This window comes from Kitasatospora sp. NPDC086791 (assembly GCF_040685975.1).
In the GTDB taxonomy this organism is placed as follows: Bacteria; Actinomycetota; Actinomycetes; order Streptomycetales; family Streptomycetaceae; genus Kitasatospora.
Genome location: NZ_JBFBOC010000014.1, coordinates 101,116 through 114,135 on the forward strand (window position 1 = coordinate 101,116; position 13,020 = coordinate 114,135).

Here is a 13,020-nt window from a genome sequence, read left to right on the forward strand (position 1 = left end):
GGCTCAGGCCCCGGTTCCGGCAGCGGCCCCGGTTCCGGCAGCGCCCGCGGCAGCAGAACCCCAAGCGGCAGCGGAAGCGGCGAGGGCGGTGGCGATCTCGCCGCCGAGGCGGACGTTGCCCCGGTAGACCTCGACGTTGACCTCCAGGCTGCGGCCCCCGGTGTCACGCTGGATGTGGTCGAGCAGGAACGGGGTGGCGGCGTTGCCGGTGATGCCCTGCCGCTCGGCCTCGGCCCAGGCACGGGCCAGGATGCCCTCCAGTTCCTCCGGCGGCAGCTGCTTGGCGGGGTCGACCGGGTTGGCGATCAGGACGGCCTGCGGCAGGTCGAGCCGGTCGCGGGCGTCGATGACCCTGGCGGCCTCCTCGGGCGACTCGACCCGGAAGTTGATCTCGTGGCCGGAGTCGGTGACGTAGAAGCCGGGGTACTTGCGGGTGCGGTAGCCGATGACCGGGATGTTGAGGGTCTCGAAGCGCTCCAGGGTGGCCCGGATGTCCAGGATCGACTTCACGCCCGCGCTGATCACGGTGACCGGGGTGGCGGCCAGGGTGGTCAGGTCGGCGGACTCGTCGAAGCTCTCCGAGGCGCCGAAGTGGACGCCGCCGAGGCCGCCGGTGGAGAAGACCCGGATGCCCGCGCGGTGGGCCAGGAAGGCGGTGGCGGCGACGGTGGTGCCGCCGTGCCGGCCGAGCGCGGCGACCACCGGGAGGTCGCGCAGGCTGACCTTGTCCAGGCCGTCGGTGGCGGAGAGTTCGGTGATCTGCTCGGTGCTCAGACCGACCGTGGGCACCCCCGCGTGCACGCCGATGGTCGCCGGGACGACCCCCGCGTCCCGCAGCCGCTCCTCCGCCTCCAGCGCGACGGCCAGGTTGCGGGGGCGCGGCAGGCCGTGGGTGAAGATGGTCGATTCCAGCGCGACCACGGGCCGGCCGTCGGCGAGGGCCCGGGCGACCTCCTCGGCGACGTGAACGGCGGGAGCGGCGGAACCGACGGGGGCGGAACCAACGGGGGCGGGAGCGGCGGAGGCGGGAACGGAGGGCGTGCTGGGCGGAAGTCCGGTCATGATGCGAACTCTCTGTGAGATGCCACTGCGGTGGGGCAACGTGGTGCTCAGCGTATGGACGGTTCACATCGGAAACCAGAATGAGTCCTGGGGCTTCCGATAGGCCCACGCCTATCAGTTCGTCCACCCCTCGTCTACCCTGACGGGCATGGGTCTCACCTTGCGTCAGCTGGAGGTCTTCCTGACCGTCGCCGGGACGCTGCACTTCGGACGGGCTGCCGAACGGCTGCACATCTCGCAGCCGACGGTCAGCCAGGAGATCGCCCGGCTGGAGCGGACCGTCGGCGTCGAGCTGTTCGACCGCAGCCGTCGTTCCGTCGCGCTCACCGAGGCGGGCGAGGTGATGGCCGCCGAGAGCGCACGGCTGCTCGGCCAGGCCGAGGCGCTGCTGACCCGGGTCCGGCTGCACGAGGAGTCCCGGCTGCGCACGGCCCGGATCGTCGCCTCGCCGAGCGTGGCGAACCGGCTGCTGCCCGCCGTGGTCAGCCGGGCCGAACAGGAACTGCCCGCGCTCGACACGGCCGAACTCGCCGTGGACACCGGCCAGGTGTCCGCGACCCTGGCCGCCGAACTGGCCGACATCGGGCTCGGCCGCTTCCTGGACGAGGTGGACGGCTACCGGCTGGAGCGGATCGCCGACGAGCCGGTGCTGGTCGCGCTCGGCCGGGACCACCCGCTGGCCGGCCGGACCGGCCTGCGCCTGGCCGAACTGCGCGACCTGCCCCTGCTGTTGTGGCCGCGCGAACAGCACCCCCGCTACTACGACCACGTGCTCGGCCTCTGCGGGGAGCAGGGCGTGGACCCGCCGGTGCTGGTCAGCCCGCCGCGGATCGTCGGCTCCCGGCTCTACCTGCTCGCCCGCAACCGGGCGTTCTCGCTGGTGCCCGGCTCGATGACCGGCCACCTCACCGAGGACGTGGCCACCGTACGGCTGGAGGGGCGGGCCACCCTGCCGCTGGAGATGCAGTGGCGGCTGGACGACCGCCGGGCCCGGCTGGCCACCCTGCGCGACCTCATCCGGCAGGAGGCGGCGGCGCTGGAGGAGCAGTAGCGGCGCCCCGGACGCCGCACCGCCCCACCCCGGTACCACCTCGACCCGTCACCCTTGACGCTGGCATGCCACCGCCGGAAGGATGCCGGATCATCCCTCCGGCCCGCGGCAGCGCCCCGGGCCGCCCGACCCCGGGGATCCGCCTTGGCCCTGCGCCCGCTGCTCCGCCGCGCCGCCGGTTTACTCGCGGCCGCCGTCCTCACCCTCGCCGGCACCCTCACCGCCGCCGGCCCCGCCCACGCCGACTTCGGCACCGACTACCACGACCCGGTCACCGCCACCAAGCCCCTCGCCCGGCCCGACACCCGCTCCTGCACCGTCGAGGCGATGCACCGGCGCGAGTTCCGCAACGGGTACGGCAACCCGCCCGACACCCCGTACACCGCCGCCCTCACCCCGCCCGCCGGCTGCGCCGGGCCGTGGTCCGCGGTGGTGCTGGACCTCCACGGGGAGGTCGCCGGGCGGCAGTTCGACCGGATCTTCAGCGTCCGCGTCGGCGGCGTCCAGGTGCTCCTCTCCTCCACCCCGGAGCCCTCCAAGGACGGCATCGAGTGGAACGTCGAGCGCGACGTCACCCGCTACGCCCCGCTGTTCGCCGCCGGCCCGCAGGACTTCTCCTTCGACCTGGCCAACGTCACCGACGCCACCTACACCGGTGTCTTCACGATCAGCGCGAGCCTGACCTTCTACACCGCGGACCACCGGCACCCGGCCGCCCGCGGCGCCGACCGGCTGCTCACCACCGGGCCGTTCGCGCTCACCCGGGCCACCCCCACCGCCGGGAGCGCACTCACCTTCCCGCAGAACCTCGAACGCCTCACCGCCGAGGTCTACACCCGGGGCGGCGGCGCCTGCGAGGAGTTCGCCTACGCCTCCGCGCCGGACGCCTTCGTCGCCGCGAACCCGGGCCTCGGCCTGTGCGGCAACGGCCCGTTCCGCGAGCTGCGGCTCACCGTCGACGGTCGGGTGGCCGGCGCGGTCTGGCCGTACCCGGTGATCTACACCGGCGGCTGGGACCCGCTGCTCTGGCGGCCCGTCCCCGGCGTCTTCGCCTTCGACCTGCCCGCCTACCGCCTCGACCTCACCCCGTACGTCGGCCTGCTGCTCGACGGCCGCCCGCACACCCTCGGCGTCACGGTGAACGCGGCCGAGGCGCAGAGCAACGACGTGTGGACCGGACAGGTCAACCTGTTCGCCGAGGTCGACCACGGCAGCGCCCGCACCACCGGGCGGCTCACCGACCACCGGGTCGCCCCCGAGGCCGCCGTGGGCACCGTGCTGGCCGACCACGGCGGCGGCAGCGGCGACTGGACCGTCACCGCCGCCCGGCACGACCTCGCCCGGGGCTGGGTGCAGACCTCGCACGGCCGGATCACCACCGAGGTCCGCGACGACCTCTCCTTCCGCTCCGGCCAGCAACTGCGCGACAGCGGCAACGACGTGACGCTGCACAACGGCACCGACCTCACCCGCACCACCTCGACCTGGGGCGGCGGGCCGCACCGCACCACCACCGTCCACGAGGGCGAACCGCTGGACGTCAGCTACCGGGTGAACCACGACGCGGCCGGCAACACCGACCAGACCACCGCCATGGACCTCGGCTACCACCGCGAGGCCACCACGGCGACCGGCGGCCACGTCACCGAGCGCGCCACCGTCGACCACACCCTGCGCCCCACCGCCCGGCGCCACGACGGCGACCGCACCGTCCGCACCGGCAGCAGCACGGAGGACTACCGCAGCACCGGGCCCGAGGGGCCGTACCACCGGACGCTGAGCTTCGTGGACGGGTGGCCGGCGCCCTGAACCGGGGCGCCGGGCGCCCGGCGATCAACGCCGGGCACCCGGTGGTCGATTTGCGAAAATTACCCGAATTCATGCCGTTCACCCCTGGTGCACCCGGCGTGGGAGGCGCATGATGGGAGGTGGACCTGCGAGGTAGCTGAAGGAAGTTCGACCGCAGGAGGCAGTGGCGACAGATCGAGACGGATCAGGGTCTGCCGCTGGATTTCTACCTCGGTCGACGATCGAACTACAGGCCGGAGGACGCGAGTCCGGAGGCCTCCCCCACCTCGCAGGTTCCGCGCGTCCACGGAACATCCCCTCGGTTCCGTGGACGCGCTGTCCAGGTCCGCGGCCGGCACCGGCCGAACGGGCCACCGACCCGGCCCGGCCCCGGCGGGAAAGTTCACGCGGCGACCCCGGCACGGTTCACCTCCGTACGGTGAGCTGACCGCCATGAACGCTTCCAGTGGACGTCTCCCCGTCAGCCGGCGCGGGCTCCTGGCCGGCGCCTCCGGCCTCGGCCTCGGCGGCGCCGTGTCGCTCTCCGGCCTCGCGGCCGCCCCCGCCGCGGCCGCCCCCGCCACCCCCACCGATCCCGCCGCCTCGCCGCTGCTCTGGCAGCGGCCCGGGCGGTCCGGCGCCCCCCGGGTCGGCGGTCTGCACCTCCAGTTCGGTTCGGACGCCTCGCGCGAGGTGGTGGTGTCCTGGCACACCACCCGGTCCGTCGCCAACCCCCGGGTGATGTACGGGACTTCGAACGGCGGCTTCGGCCGGACCACCCAGGCCGTGACCCGCACCTACCGGGACGCCGCCTCCGGCACCGAGGTCCAGGCGCACCACGCCCGGCTGACCGGCCTGCACCCCGACACGGACTACGTCTACGCCGCCGTCCACGACGGCACCACCCCCGAGCTGGGCACCGTCCGCACCGCCCCGCGCGGCCGGTCCGCGTTCACCTTCACCAGCTTCGGCGACCAGGGCACCCCCACCCTCGGCAGGAAGACCGCCAACGGCTACGTCAACGACAACCTCGGCAGCCCCGCCGCCGGCGACACCACCGCCGGGGTCGAGCGGATCGCCCCGCTGTTCCACCTGCTGAACGGCGACCTCTGCTACGCGAACATCTCCACCGACCGGGTCCGCACCTGGTCGGACTGGTTCGAGAACAACACCCGCTCCGCCCGCCACCGCCCGTGGATGCCCGCAGCCGGCAACCACGAGAACGAGAAGGGCAACGGCCCGATCGGCTACGGCGCCTACCAGGCCTACTTCGACCTGCCGGACTCCGGCTCGGACGGGGAACTGCGCGGCCTCTGGTACTCGTTCACCGCCGGCTCGGTGCGCGTCATCAGCCTCAACAACGACGACGTGGCCTACCAGGACGGCGGCAACTCCTACGTCCACGGCTACTCCGGCGGCGCCCAGCAGCGCTGGCTGGAGCGGGAGTTGGCGGCGGCGAACGCGGACCCGGGGATCGACTGGATCGTGGTCTGCATGCACCAGGTGGTGATCTCCACCGCCGACAAGTTCAACGGCGCCGACCTCGGCCTGCGCGAGGCCTGGGTGCCGCTGTTCGACAAGTACGGGGTGGACCTGGTGGTCTGCGGCCACGAGCACCACTACGAGCGCTCGCACCCGATCCGCGGCCAGCAGCCGACCGACACCCGCACCCCGATCCCGGTCGCCACCGACACCCGGACCATCGACACCACCAAGGGCACCGTCCACATGGTGATCGGCGGCGGCGGCACCTCGGCCCCGTCCAACCAGCTCTTCTTCAGCCCCGCCAAGGCCCGGGTGATCACCGGCGTCGGCGCCGTCGACCCGGCCACCGGCAAGCGCCCGCCGGTGTACGTGATCGAGGACGCCCCCTGGTCCGCCTTCCGCGACGCCGACAACCCTTACGGCTTCGCGTCCTTCGACGTCAACCCGGGCCAGCGCGGCGGACCGACCACCATCGACGTGACCTACTACTCCGTCAGCGGCCCGTACGGCGATCTCGTCCCCGTCGACCGCTTCACCCTCACCCGCCCGCGCGGCGCCCGCGGCGGCGGCCGGGGCCACTGACCCACCCCCTTCCCCGGCCTGCACGGCACGCACGGCACGCACCGCACGCACCGCACGCACCGCCACGGCGCCGGTCGAGCCCCCTCGACCGGCGCCGGGCCCCGAACGCATCGGACCCCGAGCGCGTCGGACCGCGAACCCGCCGGGCCCCGAGCGCGTCGGACCCGGCCGAGCCCACGGGGCAGCTCTCCCGGGGGAGCCGGGGCTCCTTCCCGGGAGGGAGCCGATCGCCGTCGACTCCCCTCCACAGCGTGAGGACTGCCCGGCCGCGGGGCGGCAGACTCGTGGTCGTCGAAGCAGCCGCCCCCGAAGGAGGACGAACCCCATGACCCGCCGACTCGCCACCGGCGTGACCGCCGAAGGCTGGGCGCCGCGGTTCCCGGGCCCGGAGGTGGCCGTCGGCCGGAAGGCACCGGTCCCGGTGGCGGACCGCCGGGGCACGGTACCGTTCATCCGCACGACCGGTGGCGACGTCACCGTGCACGACTGACACCGCCCGACCAGGGACCACCGGGGTCCGCACGGGCCCGCACACCACCGCCCCGCCGCGCCATCGCCCGGCACGCCGCTGCCGCCCGAGCACCCGGACCCTGGAGGCCCCGATGTCACCCGACCGCCCGACCGCCCCCGGGCCCTCCGAAGCAGGCGCGGGGTTCAACGGCCCCACAGGGGAGGGCCGTTGAACCCCGCGCCCGACCCCTCGCAGCACGGGCCCGACCCCTCGCGCGCCACGCCCGGGCCGCCGCCGCCCGACTACCGCCGGCTCGCCGCCGTCGGCCCGTACTTCGCCCTGGACACCTCGCCCGGCGACGCCCCACCCGAGGGCTTCCGCCCACTGCCCGAGCTGTACGGCACCGGGCCGGACGCGCCGCTGGCCGCGCGCCTCCGGGTGGTGGCGCAGCGGCTCGGCACCGTCGAACCCCGGGTCGCCGCCTCGATCCTGCACCTGGGACTGGCCGCCCGCTTCTGGTCGGTAGGCCTCGGGTCCGCCGTCCTGCTGGGGACCGTCCCGACACTGGAGCGCGCCTGGGTGCGGATCCCCGACCAGGGCCCGCTCGACCTCTGGACGCCGCCGGAGCCCGTCCGGCCGGACGCGGGCCGGCTCGCCGACCAGCTCCACACCGCCGTCCTGGTGGGCCGGTTGGAGCCGCTGGCGGCTGCCGTCCGGGCCGCCGCCCCGCTCTCCCCGCGCCTGCTGCTCGGCAACACCGCTTCCGCGCTGGCCGGGACGCTGCGGGTGCTGGACGCCCACGCGCCGGGCGCGGCCCGGGCGTTGGTCGCGGATTTGCTGGACCGTCCGCCGCTGGCCGGGTCCGGCACGCTGCACACCGGCCCGCGCGGCACGGCGTTCCGGCGGAACAGTTGCTGCCTCTACTACCGGGTCGGGCCCGGCGCCGGGCTCTGCGGGGACTGCTGCTTCAGCGCGCCGCCCGCCCCGCGGAGGCGGGACCACTGATCCCCGCGGGCGGAACCCGGCCCAAAGACCGGCTGCCGCCCGAGCGCCCTCAGTCCAGCTCGAACACGCCGTACGAGAACCCGTCCGCCCGCAGCTCCCCGTCCGCGACCCGCACGCCCCGCACGTCCAGCGGCCGGACGCCCCGCGACGACCCCTGCGACGACCCCTGCGACGACCCCGGCAGCAGGTCCGACAGTCGCACCGCCCCCGGCTCCCGCCGCGGGTTGACCGCCACCAGGTACCGCCCGGCCCGGGTGTACACCAGCGGGTACCCGGCCCGCCGGACCTCCACCCCGCCGGCGGAGCCCAGCCCCGGGTGCGCCCGGCGCAGCGCGATCAGCCGCCGGACGGTGTGCAGCAGCGAGGTCGGGTCGGCCCGCTGGGAGAGCACGTCCGGGCGGCGCGGGTCCGGGTCCACCGGCAGGTACAGCCGCTCGGGGGGCGCGCTGGAGAAGCCGGCCGTCGGGCCGGGCGTCCACTGCATCGGGGTGCGCGAGCCGGCCCGGTTGAAGCGCGGTCCGAGCACGCTGCCCTCGGTGTCGGGCAGCCCGGGCAGGTAGCGCATGCCGATCTCGTCGCCGTAGTAGACCGCCGGGAGGGTCGGCCAGGTGAGCAGGAAGGCGAAGGCGGGGGCGAGTTGCTCGGCGGTGCGCGAGCCCGCGGCCAGCCGGGAGAAGTCGTGGTTGGCGGTCGGCAGCACGATGTGCCCGTTGCCTTCGGTGAGTTCGGCGGCGGAGCGCCAGGCGTCCAGGAAGGGCTGCGGGGTGCCCCGGCCCTCGGCCTCGAAGTAACAGGACTCCTGCTGCCAGAACTCCTCGACCGTGCCGCCGTTGTTGTTCCACAGGCAGCGCAGCGGGAGGCCGTGGTCCTCGCCGCCGAAGTGCAGGAAGAAGTCCGCGTGGAAGCCGGCCGCGACGGCGGCGGACGGGTCGCCCCACTCGGCGAACAGCGCGGCCTGGGGGTGGTCGCGGTCCAGCCAGTCGCGCAGTTCGGTCCAGAGCTTGGCGGTCTCGGCCCTGCCCGGGTCGTCCTTGACCAGCGAGTACGCCATGTCGACCCGGAAGCCGGACACGCCGAGGCCGAGCCAGTGCGCCATGATGTCGCGCAGCGCCGCCCGGTTGGCCCGCGGGCCCTCGGCGTCCACCGGCTGGCGCCAGGGCTCGTCCGGACTGCTGCGCGCGTAGCCGAAGTTGAGGGCGGGCTGGCAGTCGAAGAAGTTCGGCCGGTACCAGCCGGGGCGGCTGCCGGGCGAGGCCACGAAGCCGTCCACCCGGCGGTCGGACCAGATGTAGCGGTGGTCGGACGGGTCCTCGGCGGCGGCCAGGAACCAGGGGTGCCGGTCGGAGGTGTGTCCGGCGACCAGGTCCAGCAGGATCCGGATGCCCCGGCGGCGGGCGGCCTCGACCAGCGCCGCCAGGTCCTCGGTGCCGCCGTAGCGCGGGGCGGGCGCGAAGTAGTCGGTGATGTCGTACCCGGCGTCGCGGAACGGCGAGGCGAAGCAGGGGTTGAGCCAGACGGTGTCGACGCCGAGCCAGGCCAGGTGGTCGAGGCGTTCCGTGATGCCGGCGAAGTCGCCGATGCCGTCGCCGTCGGAGTCGGCGAAGCTCTGCGGGTAGATCTGGTAGAGGACGGCGTCGGCGAGCCAGTCGGGGCCGGGGCGGGTCGAGGTCATGGGTGGGTCCTCCTGCCGGGTCCGGGGCCCGGGTGCACCGGGCGGGGCTGAGCCGGGCCGGAATCGGCCGGGGCCGAACCGGGTGCCACCGATTCTCGCCCAAACCCGGCCGTCCCGACAGCCCTCTCCACCCGGTCCACCGGTGCGCCCCGGCCCGACCGTGCGCCGGTGGCTACGAGGCCCGCACGACCGTCGCTACGGGGCCCCGCACGCCTCCGTGAACGCCCGGGCCCGCCGGGTGATCTCCGCCCAGTCCCCCGCCGCGACCGCGTCCGGCGGCACCACGTCCGTCCCCGCGCAGACCGCGAGCGCGCCCTGCCCCAGGAACTCGGCGGCGTTGCCCGCGTTCACCCCGCCGGAGGCCACCAGCGGGACGTCCGGGTACGGGCCGCGCAGGTCCTTGAAGTAGCCGGGGCCGAACGCCCGGGCCGGGAAGACCTTGACCGCGGCCGCCCCCAGGTCCACCGCCCGGGCCACCTCGGTCGGGGTGAGCGCTCCGAGCACCACCGGCACCCCGGCGGCCTCCGCCGCCTCCGCGACCTCGGGCCGGCAGCCCGGGGTGACCAGGAAGGACGCCCCGGCCGCGACCCCTCGCCCGGCCTGCTCCGCGGTCAGCACGGTGCCGACGCCGACCCGGTGGCCGGCCCGTGCGGCGCGTTCCAGATGCTTCGTCACATCCGGCGTGGTGTAGGTGAACTCGGTCCACCGAATGCCGCCCTCGGCGAGCGCGGCGCACAGCGCGGAGGCGTCCGGGATGCGCGGCGCGCGGACCACCGCGATCACCCGGTCGTCGCGCAGGTCGGCGAAGTCCCGGGGGCCGGAGGTGTCACGCAGGTCCGCGACGTCGCGCAGGTCCGCGACATCGTGCGGGTCGGACGCGTCACGCAGGTCGGAGCGATCGCCCGGGTGGGAGAAGGAGTTCATGCGGCTCGGGTTCCTCGGTCGGTGCGGCGCAGGACGCGCCCGGGGCGGGCGCCGGTGGTGCGGCCCTGCCGGATGACGGCGGTGCCGTTGACGTACACGGACTCGATGCCCTCGGCGGGCCGCCGGGGGTGCTCGAAGGTGGCGGCGTCCCGGACCCGTTCGGGGTCGAGGAGGACCAGGTCGGCGTGGTGACCGGGCGCGATCAGCCCGCGCCGGTGCAGGCCCAGCCGGGCGGCGGGGCGGCCGGTCATCCGGGCGACCGTCTCCTCCAGCGTCAGCACGCCCAACTCCCGGCTGTAGTGGCCGAGATACCGTGGGAAGGTGCCCCAGGCCCGCGGGTGCGGCCGGGCGCCGACCAGCAGTCCGTCACTGCCGACGGTGTGCGCGGGGTGGCGCATGATCGCCCGGACGTTCTCCTCGTGACCGACGTGCTGGAGGATCGTGGTGGCCAGCTCGTCCCGGCGCAGCAAGTCCAGGAAGACCTCGGTGCCGGTCCGCCGTTCCTCGGCGGCGAGTTCGGCGACCGTCCGGCCGACGGTCGGCGCCAGCTCCGCCGACCGCACGCCGGAGATCTGGATCGTCGCCCAGTCGGTGACCACGCCGTGGCAGCCGTCGCTGCCCTTCTCCTCCACCTCGTACCGGATCCGGGCGCACACCGCCGGCTCGCCGAGCCTGGCCAGGGTCGCCGCCGGCCCGCCCTCGGTGGCCCAACTCGGCAGCAGGGCGGCCAGGGTGGTGGATCCGGGCAGGTAGGGGTAGCTGTCCAGGGTGAGATCGACGCCGTCGGCGAGCGCCCGGTCGACCAGCTCCAGCAGCTCGCCGGCCCGGCCCCGGTTCACGCCGAAGTTCATCGTGGCGTGGGTCAGGTGCAACCCGCAGCCGCTCCGCCGGGAGATCTCCACCATCTCCGCGTAGCCTTCCAACGCCCCTTCACCGTACGAGCGTTGGTGCGGCGCGTGGAAGCCGCCGTAGGCCGCGACGATGGTGCACAGCGCGACCAGTTCGGCGGTGTCCGCGTACGACCCGGGGGTGTAGCTGAGGCCGCTGGACATGCCGACCGCGCCGTCCAGCAGGCTCTTCGCCAACACCTGTCGCATCCGGTCGAGTTCGGCCGGGGTGGGCGGGCGGTCGGCCCAGCCCATGACGAGGGTGCGCAGCGTGCCGTGCGGGACGAGGTAGCAGGCGTTGACGGCGACACCGGTGCGGTCGATCCGGTCCAGGTAGCCGGCGACGTCGCGCCAGTCCCAGTCCAGCTCGGCCGGATCGCCGTTCCAGCCCGCGAGTTGGCGGCGCAGCACGGGCAGGGTGGCGTCGTCCACCGGGGCGTAGGACAGGCCGTCCTGGCCGAGGACCTCGCAGGTGACGCCCTGGGTGACCTTGGCCGGGTGCTCGGGTTCGAGCAGCAGGGCGAGGTCGGAGTGGGCGTGCATGTCGATGAAGCCCGGGGTCAGGACCAGTCCGTCGGCGTCCACCACGTGGGACGCGTCGAGGCGGTCGCCGATCCCGGTGATCAGGCCGTCGGCGATCCGTACGTCCGCCCGGTAGCGGTCCGCGCCGGTGCCGTCCACCACGGTGGCGCCCCGGAAGACGGTCGGGCCCGCCCCGCCGCCTCCTGCCCCGGCCACCCGCGACCCACCCGCACTCGTCCCACCCGCATCGGCGCCGCCCGCTCTCTCCCCGGCCATCAGAAGAACGTCCTGACCAGCCCGGTGACCTTCGGCTCGGCCGCGTCCGCGGAATCCAGCACCGGGATCGCCGTCCACTTGTCGAAGGCCGTGCACGGGTGCGACACCCCGAGGCGCAGCACCGCGCCGATCGGCGCGAGGTCACCCGCGTCGCGCAGGAAGGCGTGCTGGTCGTTGAGCGCGGTGATCCGTGCCGTCGTGCCGGTCAACTCGGCTCCGCCGCGCACTCGTTGTGGCTCGGGCAGGCCCTCGTCGAAGGGCAGGTCGCGCTTGCCCGCGTCCAGCAGCGCGAGTTGCGGCTCGGGCCGGGAGACCACCCGGGCCCAGCCGTGCAGCGCGCCGCGGAACGGCACCTCGCCGGCGGCCCGGGCGAGCGGCGAGATGCCCCGGTAGAAGCCGTCGTCGTGGGCGATGTAGGCACCCGAGCGCAGCACCACCAGGGCGTCCGGCAGGCCGGCCAATTCCTCGACCACCAGGTCGAAGTAGGCGCTGCCACCGGCCGTGACCACCGGTGGCGCGTCGTCCGGGCAGGCGCCGGCGAGCCGGCCGTGCAGCTCGGCCAGGGTCCGGAGGTAGCCGCGGACGACGGCCAGCCCGTCGGCCGTGGCGTCGTGCGCGAGCGCGCCCTCGTAGCCGCCGACCCCGGCGAGGCGCAGGGTGGGGGCACGCAGCACGGCGGCGGCGACCTCGACGGCGGCGTCCACGCCGCGGGCACCGGTCCGTCCGCCGGGGCCGCCGAGTTCGACCACCACCTCGACCGGCCGCTCGGCGCCGGCGGCACGCAGCGCCTCGTCCATCAGCCGCACGCTCTCGGCGGAGTCGACCCAGGAGAGGAAGGCGAAGCCCGGGTCGGCGGCCAGTTCGTCGGCGAGCCAGGCCAGCCCGGCCGGGTCGAGCAGGGTGTTGGCGAGCAGGATCCGCTGGACGCCGAAGGCCCGGGCGACCCGCACCTGGGGCAGGTTGGCGAGGGTGATGCCGTGGCTTCCGGCGGCGAGCTGCGCCTGCCAGAGGGCGGGCGCCATGGTCGTCTTGCCGTGCGGGGCGAGGGCGACGCCCGCCTTGGCGCACCAGTCGGCCATGGTGCGGACGTTGTGCTCCAGCGCGGCACCGTCGAGGGTGAGCAGCGGTGTGCCGAGCGAGGAGAGGGTCGGGCCGTCGGCCAGCCACTCCCGTACGGTGCGGCCCCACGACTCCGGGGGAGCGGCCTTGAACCGCCAGTCCAACGGCTCGTCGGCCAGGGCCGCCACCGCGCCGCCGGCGATGCCCGGCCCGGTGCCGCTGCTTGCGAAGGTCTGCTCCACGGTTCTCCTCCATC

At 74.9% G+C, this 13,020-nt stretch carries 10 protein-coding genes; 5 read left to right on the forward strand and 5 right to left on the reverse strand.

Translation table 11 applies throughout. The annotated features are described in order from the left end of the window. Positions 1 to 3: 3 nt before the first annotated feature. Positions 4 to 1,062, reverse strand: a complete 1,059-nt coding sequence (locus AB0Q99_RS20425; RefSeq protein ID WP_363573727.1) for a pseudouridine-5'-phosphate glycosidase — start codon at positions 1,060 to 1,062, stop codon at positions 4 to 6. Between the two features lie 148 nt (positions 1,063 to 1,210). Between AB0Q99_RS20425 and AB0Q99_RS20430 the strand changes: the two genes are divergently transcribed. The 5 genes from AB0Q99_RS20430 to AB0Q99_RS20450 all read left to right on the forward strand — a co-directional run bounded on the left by AB0Q99_RS20430 (position 1,211) and on the right by AB0Q99_RS20450 (position 7,424). Next, positions 1,211 to 2,113 carry a LysR family transcriptional regulator gene (locus tag AB0Q99_RS20430; protein ID WP_363573729.1) on the forward strand — a complete coding sequence of 301 codons (903 nt, stop codon included), beginning with the start codon at positions 1,211 to 1,213 and terminating at the stop codon, positions 2,111 to 2,113. 144 nt (positions 2,114 to 2,257) lie between these two features. Next, the gene (locus tag AB0Q99_RS20435) at positions 2,258 to 3,922 is read left to right on the forward strand and encodes a peptide-N4-asparagine amidase (RefSeq protein WP_363573731.1); all 1,665 of its coding nucleotides are present in this window, start codon (positions 2,258 to 2,260) and stop codon (positions 3,920 to 3,922) included. 432 nt (positions 3,923 to 4,354) lie between these two features. After that, positions 4,355 to 5,968, forward strand: coding sequence for a metallophosphoesterase family protein (locus tag AB0Q99_RS20440; protein ID WP_363573733.1), 1,614 nt, complete (start codon positions 4,355 to 4,357; stop codon positions 5,966 to 5,968). Between the two features lie 325 nt (positions 5,969 to 6,293). Then, positions 6,294 to 6,458, forward strand: a complete 165-nt coding sequence (locus AB0Q99_RS20445; protein WP_363573734.1) for a hypothetical protein — start codon at positions 6,294 to 6,296, stop codon at positions 6,456 to 6,458. Positions 6,459 to 6,647: 189 nt separating this feature from the next. Continuing rightward, entirely contained in the window at positions 6,648 to 7,424 is a 777-nt protein-coding gene (locus AB0Q99_RS20450) for a (2Fe-2S)-binding protein (RefSeq protein ID WP_363573736.1), read from the forward strand. A gap of 49 nt (positions 7,425 to 7,473) precedes the next feature. Here the strand turns inward: AB0Q99_RS20450 and AB0Q99_RS20455 are convergent, their stop codons facing one another. The 4 genes from AB0Q99_RS20455 to AB0Q99_RS20470 all read right to left on the reverse strand — a co-directional run bounded on the left by AB0Q99_RS20455 (position 7,474) and on the right by AB0Q99_RS20470 (position 13,006). Next, complete coding sequence (locus tag AB0Q99_RS20455) at positions 7,474 to 9,096, reverse strand: alpha-amylase family glycosyl hydrolase (RefSeq protein WP_363573738.1); 1,623 nt, start codon at positions 9,094 to 9,096, stop codon at positions 7,474 to 7,476. Between the two features lie 195 nt (positions 9,097 to 9,291). After that, positions 9,292 to 10,020, reverse strand: a complete 729-nt coding sequence (locus AB0Q99_RS20460; protein ID WP_363573740.1) for a bifunctional 4-hydroxy-2-oxoglutarate aldolase/2-dehydro-3-deoxy-phosphogluconate aldolase — start codon at positions 10,018 to 10,020, stop codon at positions 9,292 to 9,294. Next, positions 10,017 to 11,645: a D-aminoacylase gene (locus AB0Q99_RS20465; RefSeq protein ID WP_363573742.1), complete on the reverse strand. Its 1,629-nt coding sequence runs from the start codon at positions 11,643 to 11,645 to the stop codon at positions 10,017 to 10,019. The genes AB0Q99_RS20460 and AB0Q99_RS20465 overlap by 4 nt, the downstream gene beginning before the upstream one ends. Positions 11,646 to 11,704: 59 nt before the next feature. After that, complete coding sequence (locus AB0Q99_RS20470) at positions 11,705 to 13,006, reverse strand: alanine racemase (RefSeq protein ID WP_363573744.1); 1,302 nt, start codon at positions 13,004 to 13,006, stop codon at positions 11,705 to 11,707. Positions 13,007 to 13,020: the final 14 nt, after the last annotated feature.